The organism is Roseofilum reptotaenium CS-1145, assembly GCF_028330985.1.
GTDB classification, from domain to species: Bacteria; Cyanobacteriota; Cyanobacteriia; order Cyanobacteriales; family Desertifilaceae; genus Roseofilum; species Roseofilum reptotaenium.
In genome coordinates, this window is record NZ_JAQMUE010000052.1 from 22,931 (window position 1) to 40,552 (window position 17,622).

The following is a 17,622-nucleotide window of genomic DNA, read 5'->3' on the forward strand; positions in this document are numbered from 1 at the left end:
GAGTCCAGTCACAGTTGAACATAGCCCTTCACCCTAGTGGCAAACCCCCTGCACAGTCAGCGGTTAAGCCAAACCTGAAGTCCGGAAAGACAGGGTTATGGGAAAGCCCGAAAGGTGTGACTGTGAAGTATGAAAACCTTAGTAAGTTAATTGTACTTGTCCATTTTCTTAACTCGCAAAACCCTGAAAATTAGAGTTTCTCAAGAATACTTAGTTTAGGTCTAGCCGCCTCCGGTTAGACCTTCGCCCATTTTAAAGAACAAATAACGATTAGAGTAAAACTCCAGCAATACAAGCAGTCATACAACAGGCGAGAAATCCGCCAATCATAGCTCGCAAACCCAACTGAGCGAGATCGGATTGCCGAGAGGGAGCGATCGCCCCAATGCCTCCCAACTGAATGCCGATCGCCCCCAGATTAGAAAAGCCGCAGAGAGCATATGTGGCGATCGCCGCAGTGCGATCGGAAATTTGTTGATTCGCAATCAACTCACTCAAATCTACATAAGCGATAAACTCAGTCAGGATCGTCTTCTTTCCCAATAGCTCCCCCACCACTAAACAATCTGCCCAAGGAACCCCCATCAACCAAGCCACAGGCGCAAAGATTACGCCAAAAATCCCTTCTAAGGATAACGTCGGTAAACCGATAAATCCGCCCATCCAAGCCAATACAGCATTGATAAACGCCAGGATACCCAAAAACGCGATCAGCATCGCCGCAATATTTAGGGCTAACTTCATTCCCTCAGAAGCGCCTGTAGAAAGAGCATCAATGGCATTGACCGAGGTTTGTTCCACCTGGATAGATACCGTTCCCATTGTGGGAGAACTTTCGGTTTCTGGATACATCAGCTTCGAGATCGCCAACGCTGCGGGAGCAGACATCACCGATGCAGTAATCAGATGCTCCGGAGCAATGCCAAAGGAAATATAAGCGACTAAAACCCCTCCTGCCACCGTCGCAAACCCACTCGTCATAATCGCATGAAGTTCAGACATCGTAGTTGTCGAGACATAGGGTTTAATCAGCAAAGGCGCTTCTGTCGAACCGACAAAAATATTGGCGGCTGCGCTCAACGTTTCCGATCCCGAAGTTTTCAGGGTATATTGCATGAACCGAGCGATCGCCTGTACCATGCGCGGTAAAATTCCATAGTAGTAAAGCACACTAATAAAGGCCGAAAAGAAAATTACCGTCGGCAACACCCGAAAGGCAAAAATATATACCTCATTGTTCACCAACTGGGACGAAAACACAAACTCAGACCCCACATCCGAAAATTCTAAAAACGTCTGGATGCGATCGCCTAAAAAGCGGAACAGAGCCAAGCCGAACGGAACCTTTAGAATCAGCACCGCTAAAACAAACTGTAAACCCAATCCCATAGCTACGACTCGCCAGCGCACTGCCGGACGGTTAACCGAGATGCCATAGGCAAAGGCGACAAAAAAACCGAGTCCCAATACAGAAATAACACGTTCCATTACTGAAGAGCCTATTTACTTTATAGTAAATATTAAACGCTAGTTACTATGCCCCGTCGCGATCGCTATCATGATATTGTCAGAAATGCTCTAATCAAAGAGGGCAGGACAATTACTCACGATCCGCTTATTCTAGGGGATCTTGAACACCGAGTTTATCCCGACCTCGGCGCTGAAAAACGAGCAAGCGATCGCCAGTCCATTAATCTTGCTGTTGAAATTAAAGTCTTTGGCAATATTGGGCAGATTTCAGAACTGGAAAAAGCAATTGGACAATATGTTTTGTATCGTTCTATTTTACAAAGAAGTAGATCTACCCGCCAGCCTTATCTGGCTATTAGCTCAACCATCTATCAACAACTCTTTCAGAAGACCATTATCCAGAATCTAATTGAAGATGAAAAGATTCGTCTCATTGTATTTAATCCAGATTTGGAGGAGATCGAGCAATGGATCGACTAGAGAACTATCGTCATATTATTCGTACCGTTTTAGCCGAACATCTGGAATGGTCGAAATCAAGGGATATTGACGAAACCATCGCTATTTGCGACGAAGAAACGGACAACTATCTGCTGATGAGTGTGGGTTGGAATGGAGATCGCCGCATTCACGGTATTCTGGCTCACCTACGTATCATTGATGGGTTAGTTCATCTCGAACAGAATAATGTAGAATACTTTGCTGAAGATTTAGTTGAGCAAGGAATTCCTGAAGAAGTCCTGGTTCCTGCCTTTTGCTCTCCTCCAACCAGAGAGGCGATCGCTATTCCCAACGACCTGCGGGGGGTGTAAGTATCCGTCATGGGGGCAATTTTCAATTGACTTCGATCTAAATGATATATAATAGAATGCTTGGCTTAAATCTCTAAACATATTTCTAACTCCTAAATACTGCACCTATGAAACTGCCTATCGTTGCCATTATCGGCCGTCCCAATGTCGGCAAATCTACCTTGGTTAATCGGTTAGCCAAAAGACAAGAATCGATTGTGTTTGATGAACCGGGAATTACCCGCGATCGCACCTATCGTTACTGCTATTGGCGCGATCGCGATTTTCAAGTCGTCGATACCGGGGGACTACTCTTCCATGACGATACCGAATTCTTGCCCCTAATTCGCGAACAAGCTCTATTAGCTTTAGCTGAATCTAGCGCCGCCATTTTCCTCGTCGATGGTCAAACTGGGCCTACCCCTGGAGATCTGGAAATTGCCCAATGGTTGCATCAACAATCGATCCCCGTTATTTTAGCGGTGAATAAATGTGAATCTCCAGATCAGGGACTGATTCAAGCCGCCCAATTTTGGGAATTAGGACTAGGCGAACCCTATGCTATTTCCGCCATTCACGGCAATGGAACGGGGGATCTTCTGGATGCTTTACTGCCTCACTTACCGGTGATGGAAAACTGGGAAGAATCCACAGAAACCAAAATCGCCATTGTTGGTCGTCCCAATGTGGGTAAATCGAGTTTACTCAATGCCTTTTTAGGGGAAAAACGGGCGATTGTTAGCCCCATTTCCGGAACCACTAGGGATGCTATTGATACCGTAGTCGAACATGAGAGCAAAACCTACCGCTTGATTGATACTGCTGGCATTCGCAAGAAGAAAAATGTGGAATACGGGCCTGAATTTTTCGGGATCAATCGTGCTTTTAAAGCCATTCGCCGCTCTGATGTGGTATTGCTGGTCATTGATGCGATCGATGGCGTTACCGAACAAGACCAAAAATTGGCGAACCGCATTACTGAAGATGGCCGCGCTTGTGTGATTGTGGTGAACAAATGGGATCAGGTGGAAAAAGACAGCTATACCATTTTGCACTACGAACAACAGGTGCGCGATCGCCTCTACTTCATTGACTGGTCAGAAATGATTTTCGTCAGCGCTCTGACGGGACAACGGGTTCCCAAAATTCTGAAGTTAGTCGATAATGCCGTCAGCGAACATAAACGCCGTGTTTCCACTTCTGTTGTTAATGAAGTCCTGCAAGAAGCCATCAGTTGGCACACTCCCCCCACCAACCGGCAAGGGAAACAGGGCAAAATTTACTATGGCACGCAAGTCAGTAGCCAACCGCCAAGCTTTAGTATTTTTGTCAACGATCCCAAACGGTTGGGAGAAAACTACCGTCGCTATATAGAAGGGCAAATTCGCAAACAACTGGGATTTACCGGTACACCCATTCGTCTCTTTTGGCGAGGCAAAAAAGCCCGTGAGTTGGAAGCAACAGGAGCCAACCGAGCCATCCGAGTTTAAGATAGCGTTGTGCGCTAGGGAATAGGGATAAGAATACAGGATTAATGCATTCCTGTTCATTTGCTGCCCATTTATGCAAGAGGTCTATTGTTCATCGAACCTCCAAGAGTGCCCCTTCTTGTACCTCTTCCTCAATATTGGTTTGAGCGACTAAGCCATTACGAGATCTTACCCTTACTTTTCCTTTGCCATCAATACCAGTCAATACCATGGATGGATTCACTTTCCGTAAATCAACGCCTCCTAACCAGACTTGCGCCATATTTTCTCTGACTTCAGTGACGACGGCTTGAGCGGGGGAGGTTGGGGTTTCAATAGACTTCTTGCAGAAGGTGAGGGAATAGGGAATTAGGGAATAGGGTTGTGGTACATGGCTTTGGTGTTGCACTTTTCCATGGCTAATCCATCAAGCAGATAAGAGCGATCGCGTGGAGCCAGAAACCGGGTTTCTATCAGGATCTTGGCTAATGTTCTCAAGGTAGGGAGAAACTCGGTTTCTTTGTTGAGGGCGATCGCCTTGTCTACCCTAGAGTTGGGGCGATCGCTATACTGAATCATGATGCTGTGAGTAGTGAACGAGTGGTTAAAATATCGTTTCTGGTTAAGGATTTTATCGCAGAGATGGGAACTGTGATCACTTTGATCGATTCACCCACTGCGTTGAAAACTTCCAGGATACAACCGGTTTCTCCGCCGTCGGGGTGGGGAATAAAATCGATCAGGGTGGCGATATCTCCTTGATACATTTCATATTTGGGAACGTCTTGGATTAAGGCAATTTCTTGATAGAGTTCTAGATTCATGGCTTTATTCTCGATAAGGTTTTAGAGTGACAAAATAAAATTGACTATCAATGGCTCGTTTTAGCCAAATGGTAACCACCAGTAATTTACAATAATTTACTCCTTCTAGTTCACCGATAACTTTATAATATGTACCGTATTCATCGGTAATATCTTCCTTGGCTTCATTTTCTTTAATGAAGTTTTGAATGGCAGTTTTTAAATCTTGCCAGTTTTCTAAGTAAAATCCTCCTTGGGCTAAATACTTGGATTTGTCATTTCTCTGTTTCAAGATCAAGAGATATTGGGTTAATTTAGGATCGGGAATGATTGCATCTTCTGGTATCTTCATCGCTCTTTGGTTCAGGTTCTCAAGGTAGGCACAAACCCGGTTTCTTGTTGGTGGCGATCGCTATACTTTGTTAGCCCCCTCTCCCGTGAGAGCGGGTTGGGGGTGAGGGCTGCGATCGCCTTTTTAATTGAGTTTCAACCAGCCGAAAATCTGCTCTATGGTTAAGTCTAACTCAAGTCCGGCTAGGGTTTGGGGGCGATCGCTACCTGTGAGCCATTCGGGAGAGCGATCTCTAAACGAACACCGCAATTCAGGAAAAGCATAAGCAATTTTGTCCGGTTCTGCTTGTTCATTAATTGCGTTGCACAACCTCAGTTGTAATCGACTATGTTTCCCTTTTGGCATCGGTTTTTGGATAATCTCTCCATTGATATATTCGCTCGCAGGTTTAGTTTCCGGGCACTTGAGAAATTTAGATAAATTCTTGACTTGTAGAAGAGTAATAGTCATAGTGTTCCCCTATCGTTAGGAAGGGTAGAGTGGGGAATAAAATCGATCGGGGTGGCAATATCTCCTTGATACATTTCATATTCTGGAATGTCTTGGATTAAAGCCATTTCTTGATATAGTTCTAGATTCATGTTTTTTAGGTTTATTGTACACCACTTGTAGGCTTCTTTGGCGATCGCTACCCTAAAAAGATATCGCAGAGTTGGCAAGGTACGGTTGGCCGTTAATCTCTGAAAAGCAGTTGAAGGCGATCGCAATTGGCTTGGTCGTCGAGAAATTCTCAACCATTATCAGGTAATTTATGAATCGCGATCGCTTCTATCTGCTTGACATTGCCCAAAATGGCCAAGATATCAAGGTTCTATTACCAGTAGAATGAGGAGTAATAGCGATCGCGTGGAATTAGAAACTGGGTTTCTATCAGGATCTTGGTTCAGGTTCTCAAGGTAGGGAGAAACCCGGTTTCTTTATCGATGGCGATCGCGAATGGTAAAATTGGCAGTCTGCGACGATCGGCGACTGAAGACTTACTGAAGACTTACTGAGGCAATCGATCAAACCATAGTAGGATAAGCTATCAACGCATCCTACTCGCTATTCATCACTGTATGCCAACATGGATTTACTGCGATCGCTCCCTATTGGTCTCTATCTCGAAAACCCCACGACTTGGCTCCATCGCCTCGATCCCAGGATTAAACTGATCTGGTTGTTGAGTTTTTTGGCGATCCCAGTCCTTGCAAGTACCCCCTTTCGTCTCATTCTGGTGGGTTTTCTGATTGCCATTACCCTCACGACCTCGATTCCCCTGCGCGTACTGAAGCAACAACTGGGATGGTTACTGATGCTGGGGACTCTGATCGTCTTAATTACCATTGTTGCGCCTGATGGATTAACCGTTGTCCATCAACCCCGGTTACCTGCTATTGAGGACTCTTTCGCACAACCGACCTCCTATCGCTATACTCTGCTTACCCTTAATCTGGGATTTAGCCAGTTAATCATCACCCGTTTATCTCTCGATCTGGGATTACGCTTAGGAACATTAATCTTTACCGTTATTTATAGTACGGGTCTTTTTCTGCTCACTACCGCGCCAGAAGAGGTGACGGCTGCCCTGGAAACCTGGATGTCTCCCCTTAAACGCTGGGGAGTTCCGGTAACGGAAATCACTCTAACCCTGACGCTTTCCCTGCGGTTTATCGCCTTAGTCCTGGAAGAAGTGCAAAATTTAATCCGCTCTATTAATACTCGCGCCATTAATTGGAAGAAATTGGGATTAAAGCGATCTTCGCAAGTCTGGTTAATGGTGGTAGAACGATTGCTAGAAAACCTGCTGCTCAGAGCAGCTCAAATTGCCAGCGCGATGGAAGTGCGAGGCTTTACCCAACCCAATGAGCATAAAGTAGAATGGTATCAGTTCCAATGGCATATCTGGGATGGAGTTGCCCTAATCAGTTTGGTAGGGTTATGGGTAGCTCGTCTAGTCTGGGGACAAATGGGCTAAAGCATGGGGAGTGGGGAGTAGCAGTTAGGGTGGGTATAGGGGGGATTCATGAATCCCCTCTACAGATATAGCCCGAATGCGTAAGTCCTGCCTCATAAAGGAAGCAAAGCGCTATAAGTGACCATCTTTTGGTAGATTGACATACTCCCGTGCCTAAAGGCGAGGGGATTCTGGATTCAAGCAACAGATGCAGGCATAGCCCGTCTTACACTATCTAGCCCAACAGACAATGCCCTGCCTGTTTCCACTATTCTATCAAAAAGCCGTCCTCAAAGGACGGGGCTTTAAACCCAATTTTCTGGTAAAGTAGTTGAAAATTGCTATTCTTTTGTTCAAGGCGAACGGTTTGAGCAGTTATCCCCAAATTTTTTATCCCAGTGTTAATGTGAATGTCTGGCGAAATTTATCTGAGTCATCCTACATTTGGTTTGTTGTTTAGGGTTTGTGTAATAGAGGATCGTAAAGAACTCTTTACCACCCTGTATGCCCAACGATTATTTTTTATCGTGATCGCCAGTCCAGAGGGACTCAAATTTGAGTCGGTAACGCGAGGAGAAGCTCGGATCGTGTTAGAGAATCGTCTGCGATCACTGCGGCGGGAAGGTAAACTTTCCCTTTATGATGAGTTAATGGTGGTTCATAAGCGAACATTCCAATGACTGATTTACAGAACTCCATGGCGAATCGGATCGATCAAATTCGCTCAACTCTTCCGGATCGGGTGCGTCTAATTGCGGTGAGCAAAACGGTTGGGAGTGAACGAATTCGGGAAGCGTACAGAGCAGGAATCCGTGATTTTGGTGAAAGTCGCATCCCAGAAAGTCTTCAGAAACAGGAAGAACTGAAGGATTTAACAGATATTACGTGGCACTTGATTGGCCATTTACAAAGTAACAAGGCGAAAAAGGCGATCGCTAACTTTCCCTGGATTCATTCGGTAGATTCCCTAAAACTCGCCCAACAGCTTAACGAGTTAGCCGAGAACTTAGAGACGAAACCGAAAATTTGTCTGCAAGTGAAAATTGTCCCCGATCCGCAAAAATTTGGTTGGAGTGTCCCAGAACTGCTCAACGACTTGCCAGTTCTTGATCGGTGCGATCGCTTGGATATTCAAGGACTAATGTGTATTCCTCCCTTGGGACTCAATTCAGAACAGACTTATGAAGTTTTCCAACAAACCGCAGAATTAGCTGATAAAATTAAGCAGCAAGATTGGTCGAATCTTCAAATGCACCACCTATCCATGGGCATGTCAGCAGATTATCCTCTGGCGATCCAAGCAGGAGCAACCCTAATCCGTCTGGGAACGACCCTCTTTGGGCAACGAAATCCCTAGAAAATCTCAATATAGCGCTCCGCGCGGTAATCGGTCATTGGTCATTAGGAAAACCGTTTTCCCCTTAAAAGTCGCCCCCATTCAACCCATTGTCAGTATTCCCTCACCTTCATGGAAACCGCTCTAACCTCCGAATACTCGATCTTTGCTCAGACTGTGGATACAAGGAAGTTTAGAGTGACTAAGACTCTAGGGGGTAACGTTGGAGCGATCGCTGGCTGTGGAAAAGTCGCCCAATTCTGTGGAAAGAAGCAGACTAGATCCATCAATTTGCAATTGATGCAAGAAAATGGAAGCTTTCTTGCTAGACTGCATGGTGGGTAATTGAAGATCTCAGTACCAGGCTAAGGAGGTTCTATTAACCATGAATTTATTTTCCAAACTCAGAGACTTTGTAGGTCTGAATGAGCCTGTATATGATTACGGGTATGATGATGAGTTAGATGCTCAAGAGTATCAGAACATCTATAAAGAAGACAATCCCCAACCCGAAGTCGAGGAAGTACCTCAACCGAGAAGACGGTTGCGGGAACGCCCAGAAATGGGCATCGATCCACAAATACCAGGAGCAGCACCGATGAATAATGTGATTGGGATGCCTGGAGCAGCCAATTCTATGTCCGAAGTGGTGGTTATGGAACCCCGCTCATTTGAAGAAATGCCTCAAGCGATCCAAGCTTTGCGGGAAAGAAAATCAGTGGTCTTGAATTTAACGATGATGGACCCGGATCAGGCCCAACGTGCGGTGGATTTTGTGGCGGGTGGAACCTATGCGATCGATGGTCACCAAGAACGAATTGGTGAGAGCATTTTCTTATTCACACCAAGCTGTGTGAGTGTAAAAACGCAAATTGCTGGGATGCAAAACAACCCCCAGTCTCAAGTCCGTCCCGTTCGTCCGACCGCATCATCGCCTTCTCCGAATTGGACGGATAACCCAGCTCAAATGGCTTAGGAGTAAGAGGCAAGAGGCAAGCGGCAAGAGGCAAAAGGCAAGAGACAAAACGGGTTTTTCCGACTGCCGACTGCCGACTGCCGACTCCCCACTCCGTTGATAAAAATAATGGACAATAGATAAATTAGGAATTATGGTGCAACTGGGTATTATTGGGGGCGGGGTAATGGCGGAGGCTATTTTATCCCGTATTTTAGCGGAGAAGATTTATTTAGGAAGTCAGGTACTGGTGAGTGAACCGAGATCCGATCGCCGTCAGGAGTTAGTAGAGCGTTATGGAGTGCAGGTGACGGATAATAATCGGGCGGTGACAGAAGCAACGGAGATGGTGCTGTTAGCCATTAAACCCCAAGTGTTTGACAAAATCGCTACGGAGTTGTCCGGGGTAAAAATGCCGTTGTTGGTTTCTATTTTGGCTGGAGTTCCCATAAGTCGCCTGGAAGCGGCGTTTCTGGATACGGGTGTTATTCGTGTTATGCCCAATGCTCCGGCCACGGTGGGCGCGGGGATGAGTGCGATCGCCTCGGGTTCCCACATCACCCCCGCTCAGTTAGAGCAGACCAAAATCCTATTATCAGCCGTGGGGGAAGTGGTAGAAGTGCCGGAAACCTTGATGGATGCAGTAACTGGACTTTCGGGTTCCGGGCCCGCCTTTGTAGCCTTGACTATTGAGGCGTTATCAGATGGTGGAGTAGCCGCCGGACTGCCAAGGGCGATCGCGACGAAACTAGCTGTACAAACGGTTTTCGGGACAGCACGGATGCTCCAAGAAACCAATTTACATCCCGGAGAACTTAAGGATCGGGTGACCAGTCCTGGAGGAACCACGATCGCCGGAGTCCGGCAACTGGAGTTAGGCGGCCTGCGATCGGCTTTAATGGAGGCCGTTTTAGCGTCCTATGAGCGTTCCCAAGATCTGGGACGATAGAGGGAGATGGGGAGATGGAGATCCTCTATTACCGATTACCGATTACCCAGCGCGAAGCGCTATATTACAATCGCTCCATTGGCCTTGAGGGTGGAGATCGCTGCTTGAGTTAAGCCTTCAATTTCAGAAATATTCATCTCTGCATAGGGAGGTTCGACCCGCAGGGTTTTGATCAATGCTCCCTGATAAACATCCCAGAGTTTAATGGTCTCATCTTCGCTCCCACTGGCTAAGATTTGAGCATCGGCACTTAAGGAAATCGATCGCACCCCTTCGTTATGTCCAGTTAAGGTATGCAAGCAGTCCCCCGTACTCGTATTCCAGATTTTGATGGTGCGATCGCTACTTCCACTGGCTACAATCTCCCCGTTGTGGCTCATTGTCAACGCATGAACCCAATGATAATGAGCCGGTATAGTGTGCAAACACTCTCCCGTTTCCATATTCCAGAGCCGTACCGTAGTATCATCACTCCCACTGGCTAAAATTGAGCCTTGCAAACTCGTAGCTAGCGAACCCACCCAATCCTGATGACCCGTTAAAATTCTCACGCATTCCCCCGTTTGCAGATTCCAGAGACAAATGCTCATATCGTCGCTTCCCGTCGCCAGGAGTTCCCCATTACCACTGAACGCCACTGTGCGAGTCGGACGAGTATGGTCTGTAAACGTATACAAACACTCACCCGTACTAACACTCCAAACCTTAGCCGTTTGGTCGCCGCTTCCTGTGGCGACCAAGGTGCCATCTGGACTAAAGCGAACGCACCAAATAGCATCTTCATGACCGGTTAGCGTCCGGAGTATCTCCCCAGTACTTGCCTCCCATAACTTTACCGTGCGATCGCCGCTCGAACTGGCGACAACCTGACCATCTGGACTAAAATCAACCGACTGTACCGTAGAAGTGTGACCTTCCAAAGTTTTCAGGCATTTTCCGGTTTCCACGCACCAGAGTCGTACCCGGCGATCGAGACTGCCACTCGCTAATTGTTTCCCGTCGGGACTCAAGGCAACTCCCCACATCCAATTGGTATATCCCTGCCAAGTTTTTTGACACTTTCCTGTCCTCACATCCCATAATTTCACAAAATTATTTACGCTGCTACTCGCTAGGGTTTTCCCCCCATCGTGGGGATTAAAGACCACGTCCCAAATCCAATTGTTATGACCGTATAAAACATTCAACATTTCCCCCGTACCCACATCCCACACGACGATGGTCTTATCATCACTGCCACTGGCTAAAAGATTACCATTGGGACTGAAGGCTACGGAATGCACCCCATTCTGATGTCGGTGTAGCGTTTGCAGGCACTCCCCCGTGTCCACCTCCCAAAGCTTAACAGTACAATCATCACTGCTGCTAGCTAAAAGATGACCATTGGGGCTAAACGCCACTGACCAGACCCAGTTGTCGTGACCGGGCAAAACTTGCACTTCACCGGTTTCTAGATCCCACAGGCGGATGGTCATGTCATTACTGCTACTGGCAATCCGTTCACTATGGGGACTAAAGGCTACGCAATACACCCCTTCTGTATGACCGGTTAACGTATGCAGACATTGGGGAGTGTCTAAGTTTTCAAGGCTCCAGATTTTTACCAGGCGATCGGCGGCTCCTGTTGCCAGACGTTGACCGTCGGGACTGAAGACGACCGAGCGCACGGTTTCCTGATGGTCTTGTAAGGTGGCTAAACAGTTTCCATTGGCCAGATTCCAGAGTTTTACGGTTTGGTCAGCGCTTCCACTGGCTAAAAGGTTACCATCGGGACTGAAGGCAATGGAGCGCACCCAACCTTGATGAGCTTGAAGGGTTAAAAAGGGCTGACTGTCATCGAATCCCCAGAGGCGAATTGCCCCGTAGCCATCGCCAATGGCGACTAATCGTTCCTTAGGGCTAACGGCGAGACAGAAGACGGGGCCGAAGATATCGGTAAATACGGAACCGATAAAGTAACATCGGCTAAAGTCGGTGTGGTTGAGGCTGCGTCCTTTGAGGTAGGCTTGGCGGATGGGGAGTTGGGAAAAGTTGGTATGGGAGAGATTAATATTCAGTTGACAGAGGAGGTTGATCAGGTTGCCAGCGGCATATCCGAGGAATTTGGGGTTGGGGGATGGGGCGGAATTTCGCAATTTGTGTAAAAAGTGTTCGACCCAAGGGTGGGGATTTTGGGGATCGATGAGGGTTAGGAGGCGATCGGCAATGGGTTGGAGAATGAGGCGGATTTGGCTTTCGCGCACGTAGTCTTTGGCGGTGGCTTTGATCAGGGCGTGGCTGTTGAAGAGGTTGAGGTTTCCGGTGTGCAGTTCGGTGGAGATTTCTTGGATGAAGCGGTTGGTGAGATATTCCATCACTACGTTTTGCAGGGTGGTGGTGATGGGGGTAAGGCTGCTGGAAATGGATTCAATCAGCGATCGCCCCACTAAAGAGTATAGAATCTCAATCGTTTGCTGGCGATCAGGCTGTAGAGGTTGCGCCATCATGTCTTCTTGCAGGGTTTCTGGGGTGACGGGTTCCCGGTTGATGGCTAACCAATAGAGGATATGCTGTTCTGCCAGGGAGAGGCGCTGCCATTGGCGATCGAGGACTTCGCAGACATCCCCAATGGCGATCGCCTCCCCACGGTTTAAGTAGTCTGCCACATTGCCCCCATACAGCTCTTGAATGCGAGTGGCAATCAGTTTCAGCACCAGGGGATTACCATTACACGACTCGGTGAGTTGGCGATCAATTTCTGCGCTTGCGTCTAAACCCTTTTCCTTCAGAATCTCGGCAACCGCATCCTCATCCAACCCCTGCACTTTCCACACCCTCACCGGCAATTTTGTTCCTTGCAGCGCATTGATTGTCTTCGGTTTTTCCCGACTGGTGAGCATTAAGCACCCTTGATGGTACGTTTCCCCCAACCGCGTCAGGAAGTCGCCATAATCCTCATACCCTGGGCGATAGCGTCCCGATGTCGTCTGCGGTTGCAAAATTGCTTCCACATTATCAAACACGATCGCGCAACGATGTTCCTTGAGATAATCAATCAGTTGGGTAATGCGGCGATGGATCGGTAATTCCCCTGGGTTGTCGGCTTCATGGCTTAACACCTGGTTAATCTCGTCGAGCATCTCGCTCAGGGGGGGAGCTTCCCGCAAGGAGCGCCAAATAATCGCTTCAAAGTCCCCAGCGACTTCCTGAGCGAGTTTCACCGAGAGCGCCGTTTTCCCAATTCCACCAATTCCCAAGAGGACAACCACCCGACAGCGATCTCGAATCATCCATTGTTTCAGAGTCTCCAATTCATCATTGCGTCCGTGAAAAATGGACACATCGGGCGCTTCTCCCCAGTCTTGTTTGTTAGTAGGGACAATTTCACCCATATTTTCGGTTTCCCAGGTAGGGGCGGGTTCACCAACATTTTCGCTTTCCCACCCAGATCTTTGTGAACCCGCCCTTACAGAACCCATACCTACAGAACCCGCCCCTACATCTGGGTGGGTTAGGGGAGGTATCTTGACTAATTCCGGTTTGCATGTGAAGAAGATGGAGATCAGGTAATATCGTTGGGTCGTGCTATTACCGCGAATGCCGAATTTGTGATAGATGTTGCGGATCTGTTTGCGAATGGTTCCGGGATTTTTGTCCAGGAAGGCGGCAATTTCTTCATCCGTTTGGTTCTGGAGGAACTGCTGCAATACGGGTTTTTCTTGGGTGGAGAGGCGATCGCATTTTTCCTCAAACGCCTCGGCACTAATACTCTGGAAGTTGTTCAGGTAGGGAATATTCACCAACTCCGGCTTATAGTGGAAAATCTGTAACTGGAATCATTCCTGAAATCGTTCGCGCTGATAGCTCTTTGGCGACAGGAAATTACCAAGTAGCACAAACCTCAACCAAGGAACTGGACTTCACTCAATTGGAGGAGGCACCAGAGCTTCAGCAGCTAATGGGAGATGTGATGAAAATGCTGGCAGAAACGTCTTACACTGCCGGAGAATCTGCTCTAGAGGAACAAGATTTTCAAGGAGCAATGAATCATTTTAATCAGGCGATTGAAATGTACTCGGAATATGCTGAAGCCTATGCGGGTCGAGGTGTAGCTCGCGCTCAATTGGGTGATAAATCCGGTGCTGTTTCCGATCTGCAAACTGCCGCCAGTTTGTTCCAAAAACAAGGCAATACCGAAGCCTACCAGCAGATTCAGCAAGTCTTACAAGGACGGTAATTTCATACGTTAATTTTTTCTAGAGGTGATATTTGAAATGTTGAAGAAATTACTAGGCATAAGTTTGTTTTCTACAATTGCTATTTCTTCTAGCATTGTACTCGCTGCTCCTTCAATACCTAGACCCGATAAAAATGGTGACTATACCTATGTAAGAGAAGCAGATCGCTGGCGGGTTGTAGATTCAGAGGGTCTAAACTGCCGATCTCGTCCGGGAACTAGGTTTGTTGTTCTAGAGGTTAAACGGCCAGGCGCTGTTCTTAGGAGAACAATTGGTTCTCCTTCTATTCGTAACGATGGAAGAGGATTACCTTGGCTACTGGTTGAGGCGCGAGATGGTTCTCCTTGTTTTGTTAGGGCTAATCGTCGCTTTATTGAACCCATAGTAGAACGAGTAGAGCGCTCTCAAAGTTCTAGTAGACCTTCTCAATCCACTGAAGGATTTCTGCGCAATAAATTATCCGGTAGATGTTTGGATATTGCAGGTCGTCCAGGAGATGCTGGTCCAGCAAGACTTGGTGGTAATGCTGGTAGTAATGCCCAAATATGGGATTGTTCATACGATAATCCTCAACAAGACGATCATGTTTGGGTATTAAACTCACGAGGATACTTAATTGAAAAAAATTCAGGGCACTGCCTAGATGTAGTTGGCGCACCAGGAACTCACAACGGAGCTAATATTGCATTAGGTCTCTGTGAGTTTTCTGGTTATGCTGGTGGCGCTCGGACAGATCAACGCTGGGAACTTTTACGAGGAGGTTATCTCCGAAACATGGTCTCAGGTAGATGCATTGATGTTGCTGGATCGCCTGGAGTAAATAACGGTACAAATGTCCAACTAACTAGGTGTGAATTGTCTGGTGAGTCTGGTGGAGGTCGGAGCGATCAGCGATGGGAATTTGTTTCTCGTTAAAGATCTTCGGGTTCAAGCAACTCTTAACGACCTTCGGCTTCATTGAATACCAACAGTTCTCTAAAAAGAAGCAGTTTGCTGTTCGCCAAAGCTCCTAGGACTTCAAGTAGCCGATCTCAGTGAAAGAACTGAAGAAATGCGATCGCCTTTCTGGGTGTCGAGGAGGCGATCTCGACAACCAAAATAATCTTTTGTACACAATAATCCACATTATCAACTCATGCAAAAGCCAAATTTTTTGCACAAATTATTGATTGTTTTACCCTTGCTACTAAGTTCATTCTTGCTACCGAAACCGGCTCAAGCTAAATTACAGGCAAGAGATGCTTCTGTCAACAATCTACCTACGGGTAATCTTGTCAATTACTACGGCGTAAAACTCTGTTTTGGATCTATAATGAGAAACTATATACCCAGAGGCAACCAATCTTATTCAGGACATTTTTCAACACACTTTTTTGTCGGCAAGCTACATGATGGATATTGCAATTATCCATTGAATGGTTCAGAAGAACGAACATCTCATTATCGCGTTGCAATTGATGAAGACCATCAAGTTTTTTGGCGGCGTGATACAGCAGGAATAAGACAACTCCAAAATCAAGTCGGTAATAGAAAACTAAGATGGGTACCTATCCATCGCGGCAAAAGTGCATGTGGTGTTTATCACTTGAATGGTTATCACGTAGGGGAATTAACGCAAATTAAATCTGGCTCTAGATCTCGTCTTATTTGTAAAATTGGATTTGGAGGAAGGGTTGTAGAATTCCAACAAGGTGACTTTGATATTCCTATTTATGTTGAATAAAATATTGAATTATGTGATTTTTTGTTGAACTGCACTTCCAACTCTCAGATTTAGCAAATCCTACAAAAAGCCCGTTAAATTGAATTGGAGACACGCGATCGCCTTTCTGGGTGTCCGGAGGGCGATCGCTTCAAAACTCCAGAAGATATTAACAAATTTATCAAGTGATGTGTGTTTAGATGTTAAAAAAGTAAGTCATTAAAAATCAAGATTTAGTTCGCTTCCCAAAATCATGAGAACACTAAAGTTTTTGCGATTAATCTCAAGATCAAGTACAATTTGTATCCTCCCTCTGCTGGTGTCTTCTTGTATGGGAGTCAGCAATCCAATTAACAACACTCTAGCTGAATTCGATCGCGCCATTAACAGTCTGGAAAATGAATCAGCTAATTGGCGTAAAGTTGTGCAAGATTTACAAGCCTCAACTCAAGAAACCATTAGTGGCGAACTGACGGATTTTGCGGAAAACACCATTAATGCTGCGGGTGCAGAAATGCGCTGTAATGCGACATTCATTAATGAGTATACTGGATATGAAGTTCAGAAAAAAATCCTCCAAAAAAGAAATGAGTTAGCCCAATCTCTGGGAGTGTCTGCTCGTACTATTCCCGCACCAACACCAGTGATTTGTAATGCCGTACCTGGAGAAATCCAATTAAAGGGAAACCAGCCCCAAACTGCTTCCATTGAATTTTATGGCTATTATCTCGATCCTAACCGTTTACAGATTATTGCAGAGTTGAATGCTAGTGCTGCTAGAGAGGCAAATATAGATAATCCTGATTCTCTGAAAGTGATTAATCGGGAACTAGCTGGAGGTCAGTTTGATGTATCGATTAATTTAGGTCAGAATGGAATTTCAGGAAATTTACTAAAAGTCATCGATCGCATTATTCTCAAGAATAATAACCAAGACATCTATAGCATCCACGTCATTCATACCCGTGCTGAACCAACTCAAGCGAGAGTAACCGTAAATTTCCGATCGGTTTATATTGAAGATGATGCCGATCCAGCAGGTTCAGCAGAAGTTGACTTTACCTTTCGAGTGAACAGTCAGACGCAAACTTGGAGCAATTCTAATGCGAGTACAGGAAGCAGCTATTCCGTTAATAAGCAGTTTCAAACCACTTTATCAAAAGAAGATACTCTGAGTATTTTTGTGAATGGCGTTGATAGAGATGCCGGTTGGATTGATGAAGACGATCCATTAGGGGAAGTGAACGCCAGATTTGCTGGTAGTAGAAATTGGGGAGCGGGTAGCCACAGTATCAGAAGCAGTTGTCCCGATGGATGTTATACGGTCAACTTTGATGTAGACGTTGATTGGATTGAATGAAGAGATGATCGCCAATTGACTTGAGTCTAGCAGCAGAAATTGAATTGGAGACACGAGATCGCATTCTGAACCCATCAGGATGCGGTCTTTTTCTTGACTGTGCAGGTGCGATCGCATCATGGCAAGGTTGCCAACCAATCCTCTAATATCAAGTCCGTTGAATAAGTTGTGATATAGCAGTGAGTTCACTCCACCCGTAAAAATCGGTTAACCCTCCAATTAATTCTGGCTGTTTCAATAAGGTTTGGCAGCGCTGGTACAACACTTCTTCTAGCTGATCGA

At 46.3% G+C, this 17,622-nt stretch carries 20 protein-coding genes and 1 pseudogene; 13 read left to right on the forward strand and 8 right to left on the reverse strand.

The window, feature by feature from the left end:
- Window positions 1-270 precede the first annotated feature (270 nt).
- A complete protein-coding gene (locus PN466_RS08560) occupies window positions 271-1,488 on the reverse strand; it encodes a NupC/NupG family nucleoside CNT transporter (RefSeq protein WP_271938693.1) in 1,218 nt (405 codons plus the stop codon).
- A gap of 48 nt (window positions 1,489-1,536) precedes the next feature.
- On the opposite strand from PN466_RS08560, the gene PN466_RS08565 reads away from it, so the two are divergent.
- The 3 genes from PN466_RS08565 to der all read left to right on the forward strand — a co-directional run bounded on the left by PN466_RS08565 (window position 1,537) and on the right by der (window position 3,751).
- Window positions 1,537-1,950, forward strand: a complete 414-nt coding sequence (locus tag PN466_RS08565) for an element excision factor XisH family protein (RefSeq protein WP_271938696.1) — start codon at window positions 1,537-1,539, stop codon at window positions 1,948-1,950.
- On the forward strand, window positions 1,938-2,282 hold the full coding sequence (locus PN466_RS08570) for an element excision factor XisI family protein (protein WP_271938698.1): 345 nt from the start codon (window positions 1,938-1,940) through the stop codon (window positions 2,280-2,282). Before PN466_RS08565 ends, PN466_RS08570 begins: the two co-directional genes overlap by 13 nt.
- A 107-nt stretch (window positions 2,283-2,389) precedes the next feature.
- On the forward strand, window positions 2,390-3,751 hold the full coding sequence (gene der, locus PN466_RS08575) for a ribosome biogenesis GTPase Der (RefSeq protein WP_271938700.1): 1,362 nt from the start codon (window positions 2,390-2,392) through the stop codon (window positions 3,749-3,751).
- 91 nt (window positions 3,752-3,842) lie between these two features.
- Here der and PN466_RS08580 read toward each other — a convergent pair whose 3' ends face one another.
- From PN466_RS08580 to PN466_RS08605, 6 genes and pseudogenes are all read right to left on the reverse strand, one after another.
- Window positions 3,843-4,139 (reverse strand): hypothetical protein, encoded by a 297-nt coding sequence (locus PN466_RS08580; RefSeq protein ID WP_271938703.1) that lies wholly within the window; start codon window positions 4,137-4,139, stop codon window positions 3,843-3,845.
- On the reverse strand, window positions 4,100-4,309 hold the full coding sequence (locus PN466_RS08585) for a hypothetical protein (protein WP_271938705.1): 210 nt from the start codon (window positions 4,307-4,309) through the stop codon (window positions 4,100-4,102). Before PN466_RS08585 ends, PN466_RS08580 begins: the two co-directional genes overlap by 40 nt.
- A complete protein-coding gene (locus PN466_RS08590) occupies window positions 4,306-4,554 on the reverse strand; it encodes a DUF4926 domain-containing protein (protein WP_271938707.1) in 249 nt (82 codons plus the stop codon). The genes PN466_RS08585 and PN466_RS08590 overlap by 4 nt, the downstream gene beginning before the upstream one ends.
- Before the next feature lie 4 nt (window positions 4,555-4,558).
- A complete protein-coding gene (locus PN466_RS08595) occupies window positions 4,559-4,885 on the reverse strand; it encodes a DUF6883 domain-containing protein (RefSeq protein ID WP_271938709.1) in 327 nt (108 codons plus the stop codon).
- A 222-nt stretch (window positions 4,886-5,107) separates the two neighbouring features.
- Window positions 5,108-5,335 (reverse strand): annotated as a pseudogene (locus PN466_RS08600) (Uma2 family endonuclease); the annotation flags it as partial.
- Window positions 5,332-5,619 carry a hypothetical protein gene (locus PN466_RS08605; protein WP_271938711.1) on the reverse strand — a complete coding sequence of 96 codons (288 nt, stop codon included), beginning with the start codon at window positions 5,617-5,619 and terminating at the stop codon, window positions 5,332-5,334. The gene PN466_RS08605 and the pseudogene PN466_RS08600, both read right to left, overlap by 4 nt.
- Window positions 5,620-5,951: 332 nt before the next feature.
- Here PN466_RS08605 and PN466_RS08610 point away from each other — a divergent pair, with 332 nt between their 5' ends.
- The 6 genes from PN466_RS08610 to proC all read left to right on the forward strand — a co-directional run bounded on the left by PN466_RS08610 (window position 5,952) and on the right by proC (window position 10,061).
- Entirely contained in the window at window positions 5,952-6,842 is an 891-nt protein-coding gene (locus tag PN466_RS08610) for an energy-coupling factor transporter transmembrane component T family protein (RefSeq protein WP_271938712.1), read from the forward strand.
- 389 nt (window positions 6,843-7,231) lie between these two features.
- Complete coding sequence (gene pipX, locus PN466_RS08615; RefSeq protein ID WP_271938714.1) at window positions 7,232-7,501, forward strand: transcriptional coactivator PipX; 270 nt, start codon at window positions 7,232-7,234, stop codon at window positions 7,499-7,501.
- Window positions 7,498-8,178, forward strand: a complete 681-nt coding sequence (locus PN466_RS08620; protein WP_271938716.1) for a YggS family pyridoxal phosphate-dependent enzyme — start codon at window positions 7,498-7,500, stop codon at window positions 8,176-8,178. Before pipX ends, PN466_RS08620 begins: the two co-directional genes overlap by 4 nt.
- A 177-nt stretch (window positions 8,179-8,355) precedes the next feature.
- Entirely contained in the window at window positions 8,356-8,502 is a 147-nt protein-coding gene (locus PN466_RS08625; RefSeq protein ID WP_271938717.1) for a hypothetical protein, read from the forward strand.
- A gap of 40 nt (window positions 8,503-8,542) precedes the next feature.
- A complete protein-coding gene (locus PN466_RS08630) occupies window positions 8,543-9,133 on the forward strand; it encodes a cell division protein SepF (RefSeq protein WP_271938718.1) in 591 nt (196 codons plus the stop codon).
- 130 nt (window positions 9,134-9,263) lie between these two features.
- The gene (gene proC, locus PN466_RS08635; RefSeq protein ID WP_390889983.1) at window positions 9,264-10,061 is read left to right on the forward strand and encodes a pyrroline-5-carboxylate reductase; all 798 of its coding nucleotides are present in this window, start codon (window positions 9,264-9,266) and stop codon (window positions 10,059-10,061) included.
- Window positions 10,062-10,120: 59 nt separating this feature from the next.
- Here proC and PN466_RS08640 read toward each other — a convergent pair whose 3' ends face one another.
- Window positions 10,121-13,840, reverse strand: a complete 3,720-nt coding sequence (locus PN466_RS08640; protein ID WP_271938721.1) for a WD40 domain-containing protein — start codon at window positions 13,838-13,840, stop codon at window positions 10,121-10,123.
- Window positions 13,841-13,908: 68 nt separating this feature from the next.
- Between PN466_RS08640 and PN466_RS08645 the strand changes: the two genes are divergently transcribed.
- From PN466_RS08645 to PN466_RS08660, 4 genes are all read left to right on the forward strand, one after another.
- Window positions 13,909-14,277 carry a hypothetical protein gene (locus PN466_RS08645; RefSeq protein ID WP_271938723.1) on the forward strand — a complete coding sequence of 123 codons (369 nt, stop codon included), beginning with the start codon at window positions 13,909-13,911 and terminating at the stop codon, window positions 14,275-14,277.
- Between the two features lie 37 nt (window positions 14,278-14,314).
- The gene (locus PN466_RS08650; RefSeq protein WP_271938726.1) at window positions 14,315-15,193 is read left to right on the forward strand and encodes an RICIN domain-containing protein; all 879 of its coding nucleotides are present in this window, start codon (window positions 14,315-14,317) and stop codon (window positions 15,191-15,193) included.
- A 220-nt stretch (window positions 15,194-15,413) separates the two neighbouring features.
- Window positions 15,414-16,001, forward strand: coding sequence for a hypothetical protein (locus PN466_RS08655; RefSeq protein WP_271938728.1), 588 nt, complete (start codon window positions 15,414-15,416; stop codon window positions 15,999-16,001).
- A gap of 310 nt (window positions 16,002-16,311) precedes the next feature.
- Complete coding sequence (locus PN466_RS08660; protein WP_271938731.1) at window positions 16,312-17,340, forward strand: hypothetical protein; 1,029 nt, start codon at window positions 16,312-16,314, stop codon at window positions 17,338-17,340.
- The last annotated feature ends 282 nt before the right edge of the window (window positions 17,341-17,622 follow it).